The organism is Paenibacillus sp. EB106-05-06-XG162, from assembly GCF_058791655.1.
Map to the genome: position 1 here is coordinate 21307 of NZ_JBYTDT010000002.1, position 19364 is coordinate 40670.

Below are 19364 nucleotides of genomic sequence, written 5' to 3' on the forward strand. Positions count from 1 at the left end.
ATGTTGCAAAATATGGCTTATAAAATGATTGTACTGGATTTAGACGACACCTTGCTTCGTGACGATCAGACGATCTCGCCTCGGACGAAGGAAGCGTTAATGCGTGCACAGGCAGAGGGTGTGAAGGTGGTGCTTGCTTCAGGTCGCCCGACGTATGGCATGGTCGGCATCGCGAAGGAGCTGGAGCTTGAGAAGTTCGGCAGTTTCATTCTATCTTTCAACGGTGCGAAGATTATCAACTGCAAGACCGGCGAGGAACTATTCAGCAGCACCTTGTCTGTGGACACCGTCCATGAGTTGTATGCGAAGAGTCAAGAGGAGAACGTGTCGATATTAACTTATCTTGGCGACCAGATTATCACGCAATGGAAGAACGAGTATACAGAGGTTGAGTCGGGCCTAACAGGTATGAGCATTCGCGAGGTGGATAGCTTCGTGCAGACGGTTGATGTACCGGTTGTGAAATCGCTCATGGTTGCTGCGCCAGAACGGCTCATCGAGGTGGAGAAGAAGCTGAAGCAGCAGTATGCGGGCAAGCTGAACGTGATGCGCTCGAAGCCGTTTTTCCTCGAATTCACTGAAGTGGGTGTGGATAAAGGGACAAGCCTGCATCACCTCATTCAGAAGCTTGGTATTGCGCAAGCCGAAGTAATCGCGATGGGCGACAGCTACAATGATGTTGCGATGATTGAGTTCGCAGGCCTCGGCGTCGCGATGGGGAATGCGCCTGATGATATTAAGGCACTTGCCGATTATGTGACCGATTCGAACATGAATGATGGTGTCGCGAAGGTGGTAGAGAAGTTCGTATTGACCCCTCAGCACGCCTAATCGATTGGCTAGGAATTGAATGACGCGTATTTCCGCCAAGGTGGGAAATGCGCGTTTTTTGGTTCGGGTACGAAGACGAATATGGTATAATTGGAAAATGTGTTTTCCGGATACGATTATTTCATGAAAGGCAGGTGAATGCATGCTTGATGCGTACGTATTTCCAATTTCTTATGCGTTCCTAACGTTTCCGATCGCGGCATTATTTTTCACGTTGCCGTTTTTAATTGTGCAATACCGCAGGCATGGCTATATTCATAAGTTTAGAGCTCTGGTCCTTTATTTGCTTCTTCTCTACTTAATGAATGCCTTCTATTTGATTATTCTACCGCTGCCGGCATCTATTCATAATTTGCCTCCGAAGGCAGCTACCTATTTCCAGACGATTCCGTTCAATTTCGTGGAGGATATCGCGAGGGAAACCTCTGCGAAGCTAGGGAGTCCTTCTACTTATGTACATCTATTGAAAGAACGGGCGTTCCTCCAAGTGCTGTTCAATGTGCTGCTCCTCGTACCGTTCGGGATGTTCCTGCGGTACTATTTCCGAGCAGGATGGGTGAAATGTCTCGTAATGTCCTTCGGGTTATCGTTTTTCTTCGAGATTACGCAAGTGTCGGGCATCTATGGCATCTATGATTATCCGTATCGGCTGTTCGATGTGGACGATTTGATAGCTAACACGTTTGGAGGTATGGTCGGGTTTGTCCTAGCGGAGTGGTTATCGAAGCTGCTGCCGCGTATGGATCGATTGGATGCGGGCGTAGATTTAACGACCAAGCGTGTGTCTTATACGCGACGTGGCATTGCTTTCTTTTTCGATTGGTGCATCGTCTTCCCGATCTCTGCGTTTCTGGCGGTGGCAGGGCTCTCTATTTCTTATGTGATTGTGGTCGTTCTTTATTTTATTGTGCTGCCGTATGTGACGAATGGCCGGACCTTAGGCAAGTGGATCGTGCGAATTCATTTGAAAGGAAAAGGAGATCGCATAGGGCTGAAGGAGCTCGTGATTCGATACGGACTGCTGTATGTACTCATCGGCGGGCTAAATGTGCTGTTTGTCTTTCATGTACAGGACATGCCGAATATCTTCGGAATGTTATACGGTTTTGGGTTATTTATTATGAATATATGGTTCGGGATCCACTGCCTCCGCTGCTTATTCAATCGGAACCGAGAGTTGTTCTATGAGAGGAAGAGCGGTACGAAGCATGTGATATCCGTATATCCAACGAAACTTGGCAACCAAGAGGACGAGGTGAAGGAATCGTGAGTGAGAGAAGTACAAACACGAAGGCATGGATTCAGCAATTTTATCAGGACCGCGGATGGTCGAATTACGGCCCTTTTGAGCGCGTAGGCTTTCTAATGGAGGAAGTTGGTGAGACGGCGAGAGCGATTCGTGCGATCGAAATCGGCAGAGATCGGCCCGATGAATTGGAGCAGCCGTTGGATCGATTGCGGGAAGAACTTGTCGAGGAACTAGGAGATGTTCTAGGCAATGTGATTATTCTCGCGAACATGTATGATGTGTCGATTGAACATATTCTAGAAGTCCACAAGAGCAAATTAACGAAGAGATATCAGAGTGGAGTGTGAGGATCGATGAGAAAAATTTGTGTATTTGCAGGATCGAATGTAGGAACAAGCCCCGAATACGAGCAAAAGGCTGAAGAACTAGGTCAATTACTCGCTTCGAATAATATTGAGCTTATCTATGGCGGCTCCAAAATTGGCCTCATGGGACGGGTGGCAGATACCGTATTGGCTGCTGGCGGCCGTGCAGTGGGCGTCATGCCACGAAATCTTTTCCGTGGGGAAATGGTGCATCCGAACTTAACCGAGCTGCATGAGGTTGATGGCATGCATGAACGGAAGGCGCTCATGTCTGAACTGGCAGACGGCTATATTGCTTTACCTGGCGGACTTGGCACGTATGAAGAGTTGTTCGAGGTGCTCAGCTGGTCACAGCTCGGCATTCACAAGAAGCCTGTCGGTGTGTTGAATGTTAATGGGTTCTACCATCCGATGGCAGATATGCTCGAGCGGACGGTGGAAGCCGGATTCATGCAGAGATCGAACCTGGGACTTGTCCTAGTCGAGGCAGAACCGCAAGATCTCCTTCGTCAAATGGTAAGCTACACGCCGCCTGTGCAGACGAACAAGTGGAGCGAGTTGAAATCATAGCAACAGCGAGAGTCCATCCTGAACAAGGATGGATTTTTGTTCGTTATGATCACCAAATGCTGTTAATGCATACAAAATTCTGGATTATTCTACCTGATCATGAGATGATTAACAGGTTGGTTGAAATGCTATTTGTATATTCTGAAGAGGAGTGGTTCAGGAAGTATGAAGTCGACTTGGAAAGGTACTAGAATGTTGGTGGTTCTAACGTTCGTTGCACTCATGGTTCAGTTATTTATTCCTACTTACACCTATGCTGCAGGAACGGCATCCGATCGGTACGATGTGGTGGTCGTTGGCAGTGAAATTCAAGGGGTTCTTTTAGCCAAATCTGCACGGAGTCTTGGACTGAACGTACTGATTCTGGACCCGCGCAATAAACCGGGCGGTGAGCTCGTGCAAGGGCAAATGATGGTGCTTGACGAGCCGAATGATAAGAAGAAGCGGAGTCTTGTCCAAGGGGAATTGAAAAATCTATATGCCGGCTATAAGGCAGGTACGATCCGGACGGTAGAGGAGATTACACGTTATTATGAGAAGCTGCTTAGAGGAATCCCAATTCGCAGCGGAATTACGATAGAGTCGCTTGATATCGTGCCCTCTCCTTATAATAAGCAAGAGAAGTCCATTCAATCGTTAACGTATAAGGCGAAAGACGGGAAGACTTATACCGTTCAATCGAATTATTGGGTGGAAAATACGGACCATAACGCCTTAACAGGCAAATTGGATCTAAAGCGGATTCCGGGCATGGAGCAGATCTACAAAGGCAAAAAGCCAGATTATATGGCAGCGACGTTCATGTTGAAGTTCAAAAATGTGAACTGGAGAAAGCTGCATGCGGATATCCTGAAAGACTATCCGTTAACAAATCTGGAAGCTAAGTATGGTCCTAATACATATGTTGATTGGAAATTCGGGACGGGATTCAGCAATGTCACGAGTAAATACAAACCGCAGGACTCGCAGCTGCTCTTGCGCGGGTTGAACATTACCTATCAGAAGGATGGCTGCGTGCTGATTAACTCGCTGTTGATTTTTGATGTGGACCCTGCAAATCCGAAATCGGTGGAATCGGCGGTGACAAAGGCAAAGGACGAAGCGCCGCATATCCTGAAGTTCTTGCAGAAGAATATTCCGGGGTTCGCGAAGGCCGAGTTGAATGGCTTCCCGGATTACCTTTATATTCGAGATTATAATCGCTTCGAGACCGAATATGTGCTGCACGAGAACGATTTAACGAGCAGCCGGATGTTCTGGGATAATGTTAGTATCGGCGGCTATGGGATGGATCTGCAGGGCACGAAGGCGATGCCGAAAGGCATTAATGTCGGAACCCCGGATCGCTACGGTCTGCCGCTGCGTTCCTTCGAGCTGGCTGCGTATGAGAACGTCCTAGTCGTCGGCAAAAATATCGGCGCTACGATTAAAGCTTACGGCAGTGCGCGAATTGTCCCGAATACCGCACTCGCTGCACAGACGATTGGCATTATCCTGGGCAAGGAATCGAAGCAGAAGCGTCTAAAGGCGTTGACGGAAGCCGATTTCAAGCGAATCCATCAATATCTGGAGAAGGATTTCCGTATTAAACTTCAGAAGTAAAGACAGCAAGGGAGGAATATCCGGTGAAAATGGATCGATTGCTCGCGATGACGGTGCTCCTGCTGAATCGGGGGCGTATCAGCGCGAAGGAGCTGGCGGAACGGTTCGAAGTGTCGACCAAGACGATCTATCGTGATATGGATACGTTATGCCAAGCAGGGATTCCGATTGCGGCGCATCAAGGCACTTCTGGCGGCTTCGAGATTATGGAGCAGTTCACGATCTCCCGCCAATTTCTTACACTGAGTGAGATCAATTCTATTATTCGTGCCGTGCGAGGGGTGAATCAAGCGCTCGACGACAATACGTATGATCATCTACTAGAAAAGGTTAGCTCCATGATCGGTCCGACGGATCGGTCGCAATCTGCCGGATATCAGGATCCATTGATCGTAGATCTAAATCCATGGGGGCAGGGACCTCATACGCGTCACAAAGTAAATGTAATTCGTCAGGCTATTGAGGAGAGACGGGTTGTCGCCTTCCGCTATATGAACATGCATGGGGAAGAGAGTGAACGGGATGCCGAGCCTGCCTCGCTGATTCTCAAGGGCAATGTATGGTATCTGCAAGCGTATTGTCAGCTGCGCGAGGAGTTCCGCGTCTTCCGACTATCTCGCATTTATGATCTCACGCTTCAATCGCAAGCATTCGACCGTCGGGAGGCACCATCCATGGAAGGATATGCTTGGGAGTCTACGTGGAGCCGGGAAGAAGAGAAGACCATCACGCTAAGCTTCTCCCCGCAGGTACGCTATCGGGTGGAAGAGACGTTCGACCCCGGACAAGTGCTGATCGGCACGGACGGTTCTGTGCGGGTGGAAGGGTATTTCAGCGATGATGAATGGTTCTACGGCATGCTGCTGAGCTTCGGCCATCTTGTTCGCGTCGAGCAGCCGCCTGCCGTCGCGAAGGAAGTTGTCCGCCGGGCAAGGCAAATTATCGAGCGATATTCGAACTAGACAGATCGCTATACGAGAGAAATCCTCTATCGAGGATGTGAGAATGGTTGAGATGCGTCATGCGCATGCTCAACCATTTTTTTGATCCCACAAGAACTTCGCTCTTGCTGACGGATTCTCGCCCTATTGCTGAAATGGTAAAGCAGGATATAGCAAAGTAAAAATGCGTATATTGTGAGATAATTTACTCCGCGAATATAATTAAGACAAAGAAACCGGTTTCTTTCATAAAGTGCAAATGAATATTGGGGGGATCTTTGCCATGAAGATGAGATTGTTAAAAATGGGTTTGTCCATTGTACTCGTATCTACATTAGGCTTCATGACAGCTTGCAGCGGTAATTCCTCGAATCAGCAGCAGAGCGAATCGTCTGCGCCAACTGAAAACACGGAGGCAGCTCCTGCCGACCCGATGGCCAAGTATGATCCGCCAATTGAGTTGACCACGATACGTTCCGTCAGCAACATTAAATTTGACGAAGGCGAAACTATCGATAAGAATGCAGTTTATGATGCCTATGAGAAGGATCTCGGTATTAAAATTAAGAACAGTTGGGTCTCCGACAAATATTCAGAAAAGCTGAAAATCAGCATTGCCTCGAATGACATCCCAGACTTTTGCTGGGTTTCTGCAAGTGAATTGCAGCAATTACAGGAAGCAGATATGATCGCTGATCTAACAGATATTTTCGATAATTATGCAACTAAGGCGACGAAGGAAAGGTTTCATCTTGACGGAGGACGCCAGCTGAGCACCGCCACCTTCGACAACCGCTTAATGGCTATCCCGGGAACAGACAATCCTTATAACTCTTCCAGCTATTTGTGGATTCGCAAGGACTGGCTGGAGAAGCTTGGCTTACCTAAGCCGCAAACGATGCAGGACGTCATCAAGATCGCCGATGAATTCGTAAAACAAGATCCTGGCGGAACCGGCAAGACCTATGCATTTGCTTTAAACAGTTCATATATAAACAACGGTGCATTTGATCTGCAAGGCTTCTTCAACGGTTATCATGCCTATCCGGGCAATTGGGTCCAAGATTCCTCAGGCAAGCTAATGTATGGCACCATTATGCCGGAAATGAAGCAGGCGCTCAAGCAATTACAGGACATGTACAAAGCCGGAATGATCGATCCCGAATTTGCCGTAAAAGATGCGGATAAAGAAAACGAGCTTGTCGTTGCGGGCAAGATCGGGATCGCCTACGGCGCGTTCTGGCAAAGCATTTGGCCTCTTCAGACTGCCGCAGTGCAGAACGGGAAGCTCGTCCAAGACTGGGAAGCCTATCCGATTGTATCGATAGACGATAAACCGGCGAAGACCGCTACAGGTATCGGAGTAGGCAATTATATCGTTGTATCCAAAAAAGCGAAGCATCCTGAAGCTGTTATGAAAATAATCAATAAGTGGATTGAAGCTCAGACGAATTTGACCGACGCCAATAAAGTGTACATGTTCGGAAAATCGGGTGTCGATAAAAGCGCGTTGCTGTGGAAGATTAATCCGACTGTCTTTTTTGCTCAAGATGAAAATCTCCCTGCAGGAAGGCTGCTCCCGAAAGCCATCGAGGCGAAAGACCCGTCGCTGCTTGGATCGAATCCTGAAATCAATTCCCGTTACAAACGCGTAGAGAAATATTTGGCCGGAGACCTGAGCATGTGGAACGAATGGGCGATCTCTAAGCCGGGCGGATCGTTTGCGATCATGGACCAGTATGATCGTGAGAAGCGGTACCAAGTCGATGAGTTTTACGGTACACTAACACCGGCAATGCTCGAAATGCAAGGGATTCTGGAAGAAAAAACGAGGGAAACCTTCACCAAAATTATTATGAACAAAGTATCGGTGGACGAATTCGACAAATTCGTAGAGGAATGGAAGAAGCTTGGCGGCGAACAAATGACGAATGAAGCCAACGAATGGTATGCAACAGTAAAAAAATAGCTCTGAAAGGAAGTGCTCGGGAAGCGAAAAAAGATTCGCATCCAGAGCACTTCAATCCATCATGGACATTTATGGACGGAGGTTCCTTAAGACATGCAGAAATTTCTACGAAGCGAACGTTTGCCTTTGCATCTCATGCTGCTGCCAAGCTTGGCGATATTAGCCGTCTATAGCTACTGGCCAATGGCAGGAATCATGATAGCCTTTGAGAAATACATTCCCACCAAAGGATTATTCGGGTCTCCATGGGTTGGATTGAGGAATTTTAAATATTTATTTTATTTGCCTGATACACAGAGAGTCATCATCAATACGCTGAGTATCGCATCCATGAAAATTGTCGCAGGTCTCATTGTACCGATTGTCATTGCTTTACTTCTGAATGAAGTTAGAAAATCCATGTTTAAAAGAACATTTCAAACCCTTGTGTATTTGCCTCATTTTCTATCCTGGGTTATCTTAGGCGGCATTCTGATCGATCTATTGTCGCCGTCGAACGGATTAGTCAATCAAGCTCTCGGCGTCTTTGGTATTCAGCCAATCTTCTTTCTTGGAGACAACAACTGGTTCCAGTTCATTCTGGTGTCCTCCGATGTGTGGAAAGAGTTCGGATTCAATACGATCGTATATTTAGCGGCGCTAACGGGAATTAGCCCTACATTATATGAAGCTGCGAGCATCGATGGAGCCAATCGTCTTCGACAAGCGTGGCACGTGACACTGCCCGGCATCATGCCAATCGCCATTCTTATGGTAACGCTGAGTATCGGGAATGTGCTCAATGCGGGCTTCGATCAGATTTTTAACTTGTACAGCACGCCTGTCTATGAAAGCGGTGACATTGTCGACACGCTTGTCTATCGTCTCGGCATTTTACAAGCGCAATACGGACTTGCGACGGCAGTTGGGCTGTTGAAGTCCACCGTCTCTCTCATTCTGATCGCATGTTCTTATTTTTTGGCGTACCGTTTCGCCAACTACCGCATTTTTTAACCCGGAGGGGAGTCAAACATGGTTTTCCACACTTCTATCAGCAGAAAAATATTCGTTGTCTGCAATTATACCTTCTTGATGGCGCTTTCTCTTCTCTGTGTGCTGCCGCTGGTTCATATTTTCGCGGTATCCCTGAGTTCGGGGGCTGCGGCGTCGGCCGGAGTTGTGAAGCTTTGGCCGGTTGATTTTACAACGGCGGCCTATGAGAATATATTTAATAAACCACAATACTTTACAGCCTTTTGGGTATCCGTCAAACGCGTATTGCTTGGAACGTCAATTAACTTGCTGCTGACGATTACAGCTGCTTATCCGCTATCCAAAGATTCGTCCTATTTTCGTGCTCGGACGGTATATGTCTGGATATTCGTTATTACGATATTGTTCAGCGGCGGACTGATTCCATGGTTTATGACGGTCAAGGCAACGGGGCTGATGGATACGATCTGGGCGCTTGTCCTTCCTTCGGCTGTACCTGTATTTAACGTTATTTTACTTCTTAATTTTTTTCGCAGCTTGCCGAAAGAGCTGGAAGAATCGGCCCGCATGGATGGAGCCGGACACATGATGATTTTATGGAAATTCTACGTACCGCTCTCGCTTCCGGCCCTGGCGACGATTACGCTGTTCAGTATGGTAGGGCATTGGAACAGCTGGTTCGATGGTTTAATTCTGATGAATAACCCGGACAACTACCCGATGCAAACCTTTTTGCAGACGATCATCATCAGCAAAGACCCGCGGTTTTTATCGGCTCAAGAAGCTGAGCTGCTGCTCAATATGTCCGATCGCACAAGTAATGCTGCTCAAATCTATGTTGCAGCCCTGCCGATTTTGCTCGTCTATCCGTTCCTGCAGCGTTTCTTCGTGAAAGGTATTGTCATGGGTAGTGTCAAAGAATAACAGATAACATGTGTATGAAACAAGGAGAGTGATTTTGGGTGCTTGGACTTCGCAGATCGTCACCCTTACTTTTGCGCCTAATATTAGCCTTTATCATGATATTGACTCCCTTGTTTCTTATCATGCTTGATTTCGTCAATAACGGCAAAGAAGATCTGAAGAATAAAATTTCGGAGTCGATTCTGAACAGCAATATGAATGTCCAGCATTTGTTGGAAATTGAGAGCGAACGGATTCTGCGGCTGCTGCCGGAATTCGTATTGGATAAGGATCTGCTAATATTGGCTGCAAATGGAAATGAATTGGACGACTATGAGAAAATCGAGAAAATACAGTCGATTCAACGAAGACTCAAGCTTGTAAAGCAATCAAGTCCGTTTATTTCGGAGGTGAAAACCTATATTCCTTCCATTAACCGGACCATCTTGAGCTCGCAGTACCAAACCTCTATCAATGAACCGGAATATAAAGCGATGGCGAGTTTTTACGACCATGAAGGATCCTTGGTGTCCTGGGACGGGCGTCTCTGGATTCGTTTCCGGTACGGCGGGGCTCTGAACAATCGTCCGCTGTTTGTGCAAAGTGTCGAGCTTTCATTGCCTGAACTTCGGAATTTGTTATCCGACACCCCTCACTCGATAGGAATAAGCACCGAGCTTGTCGGTTTTTTTGAAGGATCCTTCGTCTCTACAGGAAACGATCCGGAACGGACCCAATGGCTGCAAAGCCATCTTCAGCAATGGAAAGCTGCTGAGGGAATCGAATATATTACCTACCATAAAGAGCGATATATGCTTGCGTATCGTCTGTCTCCTACACTGGGGATGTACATGGTAACTTTTATCCCGGAAAGCAGCTTGCTGGGGGAACTTAGAAAGTACGAAATAAAGCTGTGGATACTCATTGCCGTGTCGCTCATACTGATCGTCCTCTTTTCTTATTCGATCTACCGTATCATTCACAAGCCGCTTAAAAAACTGGTCGTCACGTTCAAGCGCACGAAGACCGGTCATTTGCAGCCGATCGAAGTACCGCGCCGTAATGACGAGTTCGCTTATTTATATCAAGGCTATAACGATATGGTTGAAAGATTGGATGAGCTCATCTCGGAAGTGTATCACCAGAAAATTATTAGTCAGCGCCATGAATTGAAGCGGCTACAGTCGCAAATTAATCCACATTTTCTATACAATTGTCTGTTCGTTCTCAATCAGCTGATTCTATCGGGAGATATGGAAACTGCTTACCGTTTCTCGCTGTCTGTCGGGCAATACTTTCAGCTTATGACCCGGGACGGTGCCGACGAAATACCGTTAGAGACAGAAATTAACCATAGCCAAACGTACGTCGATATTCAAAAAATTTGTTTCACGGACCGTGTTGATGTTACTTTTCCGGAGCAAGTTTCGTTCAGTCAGTCCTTAATCGTTCCGAGGTTGATTGTACAGCCTGTGATTGAAAATGCGTATAAATATGCGTTCAGCCATAAACATTCGGGAGGTAAGCTTCTCATTCGAGTCAACGAAGACGAAACCTCCATTACGATTCATGTTGAGGATAACGGAGATATGTTAACGGATGACGACATCGCTGAGCTGCAAGAGCGGGTTCTAAGAACACCAGGCGCCAACGAAGATATATCAGGTCTAAACAACGTACATAGGCGCATCCAATTAAAGTTCGGGCAGGACAGCGGAATTACACTGAGTAGATCGAGCTTGGGCGGTCTATGGGTACGAATTCTCTTTAAAAAGAACCTATTCACGATTCAAGGGGAGATTGAACATGCATCGTCTATTGATCGTAGATGACGTTCCGATTATTGTTGATAATTTATCTGAGTCGCTTCTCGAGGAAGTACCGCTAGATGTTGAAATCTATAAGGCCTATTCTGGAATGGAAGCGCTCGAAACCCTAATGAAGCATAAAATTGACATCGTCCTGTCTGACATCAAGATGCCCCATATGGAAGGTATTGCCCTGCTGCAAGAAATTAAAGCGCAGTGGCCGAACTGCAAAGTCATCTTTTTGACCAGCTATAACGATTTTGATTATGTGCAAAGCGCGTTAAGTCTGGGTGCGTTCGACTACATTTTGAAAACGGAAGAGCAGACAAAAATCGTTCAAGTCGTATTAAGGGCCATTCAATGCATCGAGGAAGAATTTACTTCGAAGAAGCTTATCGAGAAAGCGGAACGGCACATGAGGTTAGCTGTTCCGACGTTGCAGAAGGAATATATGCTCTCGCTGGTGCACGGAAAATCAAAAGATTGTGCTCGCATCGAACAAGATTTTGCTGAGATGGGTGTGCCATTACATAGCGGCTTCCCTGTATTTCTTTTGATTGCCCGCATTGACAGCTGGCGCAATATCTCGATGAGACCCGAGCAAGAGCTGCTCATCTTCGCCGTACAGAACATTATGGAGGAATGTTTAGGCGAGGGTGCAAAATTCATCTCGGTCGTGTACGAACAATCCAAAATGATATGCTTCATTCAGCCCAATAAATTGGAAGCGTCCCTTGCAGAAGACGAAGTTTGGCAGCGTACGTTCTATTTTGTTAAAGGAACGTTGGAAACGATACAGAATGCGTGCCGGGATTTGCTGCGATTGCCCGTTTCTTTTGTATTAAGCGAGCAGTCGTGCGAGTGGACGGGGATCTCCGAGAAATTCGATCGATTTCTGTCGTTGTTGGCGCAAGAAATCGGCTTACAATGTGAAGTGCTGCTGGTTGAAGGAAATCATTCCCCCATATTGGAGATGGAGACCGCAAGCGCAAACAAAGTCATCGGATTTTCGTTGCAAAGAAAATTTCAGCTCATGAACTTCCATCTTGAAAATGGCGGTGAAGAGCAGTTTACGAGCGTCCTGAAGGAAGTGCTAGACAGCCTCGCGGAGGACGAATGCAATGATTACCTCAAAATGGAAATCTATCATTCCCTTGCATCGATATTCATGTCCTATATGAACAGGCATGGTCTTATGCGCAAAGTGGTTGAGCAGGTGCCGATCGGCAAGCTGTTCGACACAAGCCATATTATTTCGTGGGTGGAATTGATTGCATATTTCAAGCGATTGGCGGAATGTATATTCGATTGCCAAAAAAACGATAAGGATAAAAGCTCGCATATTATCATCGATAAAGTGCGCGAATACATTCATGCCAATATAGCCGGCAATATATCACTAACAGACCTTGCCGAACAGGTTCATTTGAATGCCTCTTATTTATCCCGCATGTATAAAAATGTCACAGGTATCGGCATATCGGAGTACATTGCTTCGGTTCGCAACGAAAAGGCAAAAAAGCTATTAAGGGAAACGAACATGAAAACCCAGGATATTGCCAAAGCGGTAGGTTATCTCTCCGGACTTGCTTTTATGCGGTTTTTCAAGAAGTGTAACGATGTTACCCCACAAGAGTATCGTAACGGGAAGTAGAGACCACCCGAGTAACTACGAGGAGGATGAATATGTTTATATCGATGGAGCAGTTTGGAATGAAGCCTGAGCAAGGCTTCGATAACACGTTGGCCCTTAGGTCTGCACTGGAATATTGCAAGGAGATGGAAGGCGCAACGCTTGTTTTCCCGCGAGGAATCTATCATTTTTGGCCCGACAGAGCTGCGGAGAAGCAGCTGTTCATTTCGAACCACGATCAAGAGGGATTGCGTCGAATTGCTTTTCATCTGACGGATCGGAACGTTCTTACGATCGACGGACAAGGCTCTGAATTTATATTTCATGGTCCGATGATTCCATTTGTTATCGATCACTGCCATGACGTGACGATTCGGAACCTCGTGATCGATTGGGAAGACCCCATGTTTGCCCAAGGGACGGTCTCCCGCGCCGACAATCATTCATTCGACATTCAATTATCGGAAGGGACGAACTATAAAATCGATAGCAATGCGGTTTGGTTCCACTTTGGCGGAAAACCTGAAAAGGTATGGGGCCTGAACGAATTCGATCAACGCACAAAAGCGCCTGCCTACCAAAGCGGCGATAGAATAAGTTGGGGGAACTACCGCAAGGTGCATGTCGAAGAGTCGCGTCCAGGTGTTATTACGTATCGAGGCGACAGCATACAACAACTGCCGCAGATCGGCAATGTCATTGTCATGCGTTTCGGAAGAAGAGAGAATCCGGCTTTTTTCGTCAATGGCGGGGAGAACGTCATCTTGGAGTCCATTAACGTGCACCATGCGCCGGGCATGGGACTGCTTGCACAATGGTGCAGAAATATACGACTGCACGACTTTAACGTTATGCGTAGACCTGGATCGGATCGTATGATAACTGCGACGGCGGATGCCACTCACTTTGTATTTTGCCGCGGTCAGATCACGATCGACCACTGTCTGTTCGAGAATCAACTGGACGATCCATGCAATGTGCATGGTATTTATGCCAGAATAACAGAGAAACTTGGTAACGATCAGCTAGTAGTCGAACTCGCTCATGGGATGTCCAAGGGGATCAAAATCGCTGAACCCGGAGATCAAATCGAATTCGTGCGACGCGAATCCCTACTGACGTATGCAAGCTTAAAGGTTAAAGACGTGAACGAATTAAATAAAGATTATATTATCCTTACATTTGAACAGCCGCTGCCGGAAGGTGTTCAGATCCATGATGCCGTCGGGAATACATCTTCGAATCCCGATTTAACTGTTACACATACCACGGTTAGGGCAAACCGCGCACGCGGGTTTTTGATCACCACAGCAGGCGACGTGCTGCTTGAGCATAATACAATCAGCACCCCTGGAGCAGGCATCAAAATATCCGGTGATGCCAATTATTGGTTCGAGTCCGGAGACGTGAAGCAGATCATGATTCGCAACAATGAATTTATGGATTGCAATTACTGCTGCCCGGATTGGGGGCGTGCCGTCATCGACATCGATCCCGAAATTGAACATCCGGAAGCCTACGAGCAATGCTACCATCGTCATATTTCGATTGAAAATAATCGATTCGTCACGTTCGATGTTGGAATTGTGAACGGTCACTCTGTCGACGGGATCCGCTTCGTAAACAATGTCATCGAAAAAAGCGACTCTTATCCGCCGCATCATGTTATGCAATATCCAATAGAGCTTAAGGCGTGTAAAAACGTTACAATATCAGACAATCAATGGCCGAACGGTGCGCAAGCTGTTGCCCTGGTCAATGACAAAGAGATCAATTTAACACAGCAGTATTTCTCAGCTGCTGATAACTAGACAGATAGCTGTCCAATTTTCCTTGGTACAATAAAGGTATTAACCGATGGAAATGAGGAAATTGTTATGAACCAACGTATTGAAATCCAGCGCCCAGCCTTCGATCTGATCGGGATTAGCGCACGAACGACGAATGCAGCGGAAGCGGGACCAGACGGGCTCATTCCGAAACTGTGGGAGACCTACTTCCAATCGTCAATCCTATCACAGGTCCAATCGAACAACTCTGAGCTGCTGTACGCGTTATATACCGACTATGAGAGTGATGCGTCAGGTACGTATACGTTGCTGCTTGGCCATGAGAAGGGCGACGGCGCTATGCTACCTGAGGGACTATGTGAAGCGCATGTTCCTGCTGCCAAGTATGTGATATTCACGACCCAGCCGGGTCCTTTCCATGAAGTCGTACCCGCAGCATGGCAGGAAATCTGGACATTCTTCCAGACTTCAGAGATCACACGGACCTATACCGGTGATTTCGAGCTGTATCGAACCGCGCAATTCGATCCGAATCATGCGGTTGTCGAGATTTATATCGCCGTCCATTAAGGACACGAAGGGATGCCCTACGTTTGTGGGCATCCCTTCGTTGTCATGCTTCATGCGTTCGTACTGGGGTTAGGATGTAGGTCGCCGTGGATGTCTCATCCTCTTCTAACGGTTCAATCCGGATAGGGCTCCATTTCCCTTGGAATTTAAGAGATACGTCCTCGCAAGCCATCGTCCGAAGAATATCCCGCATATATTTGCTGTTGAATGCAATACGAATGTCTTCTCCCTGTTTCCGCACAGCCTCCCATTGCTCGTTCACATCGCCGATTTGCTCCGTGCTAGAGAACAATGTCAGCCTTTTATCTAACGTCTCTAACCGGACGATATGACCATCCCCTGCCAGAATAGTGACACGCTCAAGCGCTTGAAGCAAATCTTCCGTGTGCAAGACAAGGTGTGTGGTATGAATGGCAAAAGCGTCCGGATCAATGGAAGGGTAGGTTCCCTCAATCAAAGCCGAGTAGAAGGCAAGCTGACGCGTACGAAATAACACTTGGCGATTGTCGATCTGAATGTCTACGGATGTCTCATCATCCGGAAGGATACGGGATAATTCCGTTAAGCTGCGCCCCGGTATGATGATCGCGTGTGGCGGAGCGGCATTGATTCTCTCGATGTTCGTGAGGAGTGAAGCGAAGCGTACCCCGTCTGTGGCCAGCAGCCGAATCTGGTCTGCATGGTGATGATCCCACGCTAGAGACACGCCTGTGAGAACGGGCCTTTGTTCAGAAGGAGAGACGGCGAAGGCCACTTGCAGAATGATCTTTTGCAGCTGGATTGAAGATAATCGGAAAGTCTGATCGCTATGGATATCAGGCACTTCTGGAAATTCATTGGCTTCCATCCCGGATAATCGGTATATCGCTCGTTCGGAGCGAACGGCAAGCAGGAGAGGACCTGTGAGCTCGAGCATGACAGCGCCTAGGGGCAGTTTGCGTACGATTTCGAACAAATACTTCGCAGGCACAACGATACTGCCGACTTGCTCGATCTGGAGATTTGCTTCATGCAGCGGTAGTTCAACTTGAATAGTAATCTTCGAGTCACTGACACGGAGGTGTAGACCCTGATGGTGTGCGGTTAGTAAAATCCCCGATAGGATAGGCATGGACGGCGTCGGCGATACCGTTCTGACTACCTGTCCAAGGGCATGAAGCAAGTGATCGCGCGTCGTTCTAACCTTCATGCAATGCCTCTTCCTGTCTGGCTGGAGCGACTGGATCATGAGCCAAGATGATCTGCCGGATCAGCTCGGAACGGGAAATTTGCTTCGACCGGCATGCGGCTTCGAGGTCGTCCCAGAGCTGTTCGGGCAAGGTCAGCGATATTTTCTTCGTTAGACCAATCCCTTTACGCCCCGCACCTTCTCTCGCCCCGCCTTTCCCGAAAGTGATGTGCAATTGACCTTCTTCACGAGGTACGCCTACTTTGACCTGCTGCCTTGGCAAAGAATCCACCATCCTATCTACATCTGTGTTATGAATAAGGTAACTTAATTCAAAAACAATTGTAAAACCAATATAGCACATAAAAATGGAAATGTCTGCAATGAAATGGAATTGCATGTGGAGATCAGGGAATTTAAGCCCGCATCTTAAGCTAATCTTTAGCCGCTAGCGGTTTACAGGCTTGGACGAGACTTGTAGAATTTGAAGAAGCATGTCGAATTTGTAAAGGGTTGAAAGCATGAAAAGCAGCAAGGTCTACCTCAAAAAAAGGTTGCTATATTTCGTCATTGTCTCTTGTGTGGTCGTCGGCGCGCTGATTAGCGCTAGACTCTATCTCTCATACTTCGCTACGAATAAATCGTCTGAAGTGGCGCTTGCCAAACAGTATCTTGCGTTTGCTGAAGATATTAAGAATGGAATCGACCGTACGCATGTCGACGAGTACCGTAAGAGCCACAGGGAAGAGGCTCGCATGGAAATCAAAGCCTATCTCGAAGAATACCGCCAGCGTATTCATGCGAGGTATGTCTACATATTAACGCTGGATGAGAGTGATGTATCGAAGGTGCTGATCTCTTCCCATCCGCCAGATGCCGTTGATCTGCCTGTGGGTGCCCCTTGTACGGTGCCTCCAGCACAGGTTAACCAAGCGAAGCGAGGGAAGTCCTATTATACGGGCATTATGACAGTAGACAACGACGGCATGGAAGAATCGTACCTATCGGTTGGCGTTCCCTTACATGATCAAGATGGTTCGCTCCTTGGTGTGATTGGCATTGATATTGACGCTCGGGATTTAGAATATGCGAGTAACGAAGTGATGCGTGGAAATCCATTTATTTTCGGGATCGACGTCTTATTTGCGCTAACGTTACTCACGGCCATCTTTATGCTGAACAAATGGTACCGATTGCGTCTTCGCCGAAGTCTGCAAGAATCAGAACAGCTCTACATTTCGGAGCTTGGCAAAGTGATCGGCACAATTAAGTCCAGCAGGCATGATTTGTTGAACCACTTTCAGGTCATTAGCGGACTACTCCAGATGAATTATGTAGATCAGGCACAGTCTTACTTGCGAAATCTAAGCATTGATACGAAAGTACTGGATTGGACGGTACGGATTAAGAATCCAATTCTAATGGTGTTGTTCCAGAGCAAATGGGAGCTTGCGAAATCGCGCGGCATTCATATGGAATTCGATGCGGATCAAGATGAATACCGCTTAGTTGAATCGATGGATCTTGTTAAGATTTTTTCGAATTTGTTGGATAATGCGATTGAAGCCTTGGAATTGTATGAGGGGGAGCTGCCAAAGCTGATTCATGTGACTTGCCGCAATGATGGGGAGAAATATGTATTCGCTGTACAGAATCCGGCGGAGCTGACGGCAGGCGAGCAGAAGAATTTTTTCCAATACGGCTATACCACCAAGGAGAATGCGCAAGATTTACGCGGGAACGGCCTGTTGATCGTCCTGAATACCGTGGATAAGTACAAGGGAAGCATTCATTTTACGTATGAAGAAGGCCAGGTATTGATCCAAATTAAGATCTAGTATTTTCAATCTATCGGAATTCTTGGTATCATACAAATAAATGAATCTACAGCAAAGGGATGAAAGAAGATGTTAGACGCAATCAAGATCGAGCGCACAACCTCGCCGAAGGCAAGACCGCAAGACGATCAGCTCGGATTCGGTAAATATTTTACGGACCATATGTTTATAATGGATTATGATGCGGCTAAAGGATGGTATGACCCGCGCGTCGTTCCATATCAACCGATCACACTCGATCCGGCATCGAAGGTGTTCCATTATGGACAGACGGTGTTCGAGGGATTGAAGGCTTACCGCACGAAGGATGGAAGAATTCTGTTGTTCCGTCCTACTAGCAATTTCAAACGTCTGAACAAATCGAATGACCGCCTCAGCATTCCTGCACTGGATGAGGAGCTTGCGCTTCAGGCACTCAAGTCGCTGATTGAAGTGGATCAAGATTGGATTCCTCATGCGGAAGGAACTTCACTCTACATTCGTCCGTTCATTATCTCGACGGAAGGATCGCTTGGCGTAGCGCCGTCTCGTCAATACAAATTCATGATCATCCTCTCGCCAGTAGGTTCGTATTATGCAGAGGGCATTAACCCTGTCAGCATTCATGTGGAATCGGAATATGTCCGTGCGGTAGCAGGCGGCGTCGGAAATGCGAAGACGGCAGGGAACTACGCAGCGGGGCTCAAAGCACAAGAAGGCGCAACAGCGCTTGGTTATTCTCAAGTGCTATGGCTTGACGGCGTTCATCGCAAGTACATTGAAGAAGTGGGCAGCATGAACGTGTTCTTCCGTATCGGCGACAAAGTCATTACGCCAGCGATTAACGGCAGTATTCTTGAAGGGATTACGCGTGACACAGTTCTTCAGCTCTTGAACCACTGGAATGTAACGGTGGAAGAGCGCCGGATTTCAATTGATGAATTGGTTGAAGCGCATCAGAACGGCTCCCTCATCGAAGCATTTGGGACAGGAACGGCGGCGGTTATCTCCCCGATCGGTTCCTTGCATTGGAATGAGGAGAAGCTTGTCATCGGCGATGGTGCGACAGGTGAACTATCGAAGAAGATCTATGATGCGTTGACAGGTATTCAGAAGGGCGAGCTCGAGGATCCGTTCGGCTGGACTGTACAGTTGTAGGAATGAATGGCTTGAAGG

At 47.2% G+C, this 19364-nt stretch carries 17 protein-coding genes; 15 read left to right on the forward strand and 2 right to left on the reverse strand.

The window, feature by feature from the left end:
* The first annotated feature begins 12 nt into the window (after window positions 1-12).
* From AC3WU2_RS05940 to AC3WU2_RS06000, 13 genes are all read left to right on the forward strand, one after another.
* Window positions 13-831 (forward strand): Cof-type HAD-IIB family hydrolase, encoded by an 819-nt coding sequence (locus AC3WU2_RS05940; protein ID WP_492452264.1) that lies wholly within the window; start codon window positions 13-15, stop codon window positions 829-831.
* Between the two features lie 142 nt (window positions 832-973).
* Complete coding sequence (locus tag AC3WU2_RS05945; protein ID WP_492452266.1) at window positions 974-2101, forward strand: VanZ family protein; 1128 nt, start codon at window positions 974-976, stop codon at window positions 2099-2101.
* Window positions 2098-2427 (forward strand): MazG nucleotide pyrophosphohydrolase domain-containing protein, encoded by a 330-nt coding sequence (locus AC3WU2_RS05950; protein WP_492452268.1) that lies wholly within the window; start codon window positions 2098-2100, stop codon window positions 2425-2427. Before AC3WU2_RS05945 ends, AC3WU2_RS05950 begins: the two co-directional genes overlap by 4 nt.
* A gap of 6 nt (window positions 2428-2433) precedes the next feature.
* A complete protein-coding gene (locus AC3WU2_RS05955) occupies window positions 2434-3015 on the forward strand; it encodes an LOG family protein (RefSeq protein WP_492452270.1) in 582 nt (193 codons plus the stop codon).
* Between the two features lie 165 nt (window positions 3016-3180).
* Window positions 3181-4617, forward strand: coding sequence for an FAD-dependent oxidoreductase (locus AC3WU2_RS05960; RefSeq protein ID WP_492452272.1), 1437 nt, complete (start codon window positions 3181-3183; stop codon window positions 4615-4617).
* Between the two features lie 29 nt (window positions 4618-4646).
* Entirely contained in the window at window positions 4647-5579 is a 933-nt protein-coding gene (locus AC3WU2_RS05965; RefSeq protein ID WP_492453182.1) for a helix-turn-helix transcriptional regulator, read from the forward strand.
* Window positions 5580-5841: 262 nt separating this feature from the next.
* Window positions 5842-7527 (forward strand): extracellular solute-binding protein, encoded by a 1686-nt coding sequence (locus AC3WU2_RS05970; RefSeq protein ID WP_492452274.1) that lies wholly within the window; start codon window positions 5842-5844, stop codon window positions 7525-7527.
* A gap of 93 nt (window positions 7528-7620) precedes the next feature.
* Entirely contained in the window at window positions 7621-8520 is a 900-nt protein-coding gene (locus AC3WU2_RS05975) for an ABC transporter permease (RefSeq protein ID WP_492452276.1), read from the forward strand.
* A gap of 18 nt (window positions 8521-8538) precedes the next feature.
* The gene (locus AC3WU2_RS05980; protein ID WP_492452278.1) at window positions 8539-9423 is read left to right on the forward strand and encodes a carbohydrate ABC transporter permease; all 885 of its coding nucleotides are present in this window, start codon (window positions 8539-8541) and stop codon (window positions 9421-9423) included.
* A 110-nt stretch (window positions 9424-9533) separates the two neighbouring features.
* Window positions 9534-11234: a sensor histidine kinase gene (locus AC3WU2_RS05985; RefSeq protein WP_492452280.1), complete on the forward strand. Its 1701-nt coding sequence runs from the start codon at window positions 9534-9536 to the stop codon at window positions 11232-11234.
* Window positions 11209-12864 (forward strand): response regulator, encoded by a 1656-nt coding sequence (locus AC3WU2_RS05990; protein WP_492452282.1) that lies wholly within the window; start codon window positions 11209-11211, stop codon window positions 12862-12864. Before AC3WU2_RS05985 ends, AC3WU2_RS05990 begins: the two co-directional genes overlap by 26 nt.
* A 32-nt stretch (window positions 12865-12896) precedes the next feature.
* Window positions 12897-14654: an alpha-1,3-galactosidase-related protein gene (locus tag AC3WU2_RS05995; protein WP_492452284.1), complete on the forward strand. Its 1758-nt coding sequence runs from the start codon at window positions 12897-12899 to the stop codon at window positions 14652-14654.
* A 66-nt stretch (window positions 14655-14720) separates the two neighbouring features.
* Window positions 14721-15203 (forward strand): GyrI-like domain-containing protein, encoded by a 483-nt coding sequence (locus AC3WU2_RS06000; RefSeq protein WP_492452286.1) that lies wholly within the window; start codon window positions 14721-14723, stop codon window positions 15201-15203.
* A gap of 43 nt (window positions 15204-15246) precedes the next feature.
* On the opposite strand, the gene dnaN is transcribed toward AC3WU2_RS06000, so the two are convergent.
* Both dnaN and AC3WU2_RS06010 read right to left on the reverse strand, forming a co-directional pair.
* Complete coding sequence (dnaN, locus tag AC3WU2_RS06005) at window positions 15247-16392, reverse strand: DNA polymerase III subunit beta (protein WP_492452288.1); 1146 nt, start codon at window positions 16390-16392, stop codon at window positions 15247-15249.
* The gene (locus AC3WU2_RS06010) at window positions 16382-16663 is read right to left on the reverse strand and encodes a ribbon-helix-helix protein, CopG family (protein WP_492453184.1); all 282 of its coding nucleotides are present in this window, start codon (window positions 16661-16663) and stop codon (window positions 16382-16384) included. Before AC3WU2_RS06010 ends, dnaN begins: the two co-directional genes overlap by 11 nt.
* A 229-nt stretch (window positions 16664-16892) precedes the next feature.
* Here AC3WU2_RS06010 and AC3WU2_RS06015 point away from each other — a divergent pair, with 229 nt between their 5' ends.
* A complete protein-coding gene (locus tag AC3WU2_RS06015) occupies window positions 16893-18209 on the forward strand; it encodes a GHKL domain-containing protein (RefSeq protein ID WP_492452290.1) in 1317 nt (438 codons plus the stop codon).
* Between the two features lie 69 nt (window positions 18210-18278).
* The gene (locus AC3WU2_RS06020) at window positions 18279-19346 is read left to right on the forward strand and encodes a branched-chain amino acid aminotransferase (RefSeq protein ID WP_492452292.1); all 1068 of its coding nucleotides are present in this window, start codon (window positions 18279-18281) and stop codon (window positions 19344-19346) included.
* Window positions 19347-19364 lie beyond the last annotated feature (18 nt).

Excerpts from the sequence above, each read along its gene's own strand:
- AC3WU2_RS05940 (WP_492452264.1), top strand. The coding sequence starts at position 13 with ATGGCTTATAAAATGATTGTACTGGATTTAGACGACACCTTGCTTCGT.
- AC3WU2_RS05945 (WP_492452266.1), top strand. The coding sequence starts at position 974 with ATGCTTGATGCGTACGTATTTCCAATTTCTTATGCGTTCCTAACGTTT.
- AC3WU2_RS05955 (WP_492452270.1), top strand. The coding sequence starts at position 2,434 with ATGAGAAAAATTTGTGTATTTGCAGGATCGAATGTAGGAACAAGCCCC.
- AC3WU2_RS05960 (WP_492452272.1), top strand. The coding sequence starts at position 3,181 with ATGAAGTCGACTTGGAAAGGTACTAGAATGTTGGTGGTTCTAACGTTC.
- AC3WU2_RS05965 (WP_492453182.1), top strand. The coding sequence starts at position 4,647 with ATGGATCGATTGCTCGCGATGACGGTGCTCCTGCTGAATCGGGGGCGT.
- AC3WU2_RS05970 (WP_492452274.1), top strand. The coding sequence starts at position 5,842 with ATGAAGATGAGATTGTTAAAAATGGGTTTGTCCATTGTACTCGTATCT.
- AC3WU2_RS05975 (WP_492452276.1), top strand. The coding sequence starts at position 7,621 with ATGCAGAAATTTCTACGAAGCGAACGTTTGCCTTTGCATCTCATGCTG.
- AC3WU2_RS05980 (WP_492452278.1), top strand. The coding sequence starts at position 8,539 with ATGGTTTTCCACACTTCTATCAGCAGAAAAATATTCGTTGTCTGCAAT.
- AC3WU2_RS05990 (WP_492452282.1), top strand. The coding sequence starts at position 11,209 with ATGCATCGTCTATTGATCGTAGATGACGTTCCGATTATTGTTGATAAT.
- AC3WU2_RS05995 (WP_492452284.1), top strand. The coding sequence starts at position 12,897 with ATGTTTATATCGATGGAGCAGTTTGGAATGAAGCCTGAGCAAGGCTTC.
- AC3WU2_RS06000 (WP_492452286.1), top strand. The coding sequence starts at position 14,721 with ATGAACCAACGTATTGAAATCCAGCGCCCAGCCTTCGATCTGATCGGG.
- dnaN (WP_492452288.1), bottom strand. The coding sequence starts at position 16,392 with ATGAAGGTTAGAACGACGCGCGATCACTTGCTTCATGCCCTTGGACAG.
- AC3WU2_RS06015 (WP_492452290.1), top strand. The coding sequence starts at position 16,893 with ATGAAAAGCAGCAAGGTCTACCTCAAAAAAAGGTTGCTATATTTCGTC.
- AC3WU2_RS06020 (WP_492452292.1), top strand. The coding sequence starts at position 18,279 with ATGTTAGACGCAATCAAGATCGAGCGCACAACCTCGCCGAAGGCAAGA.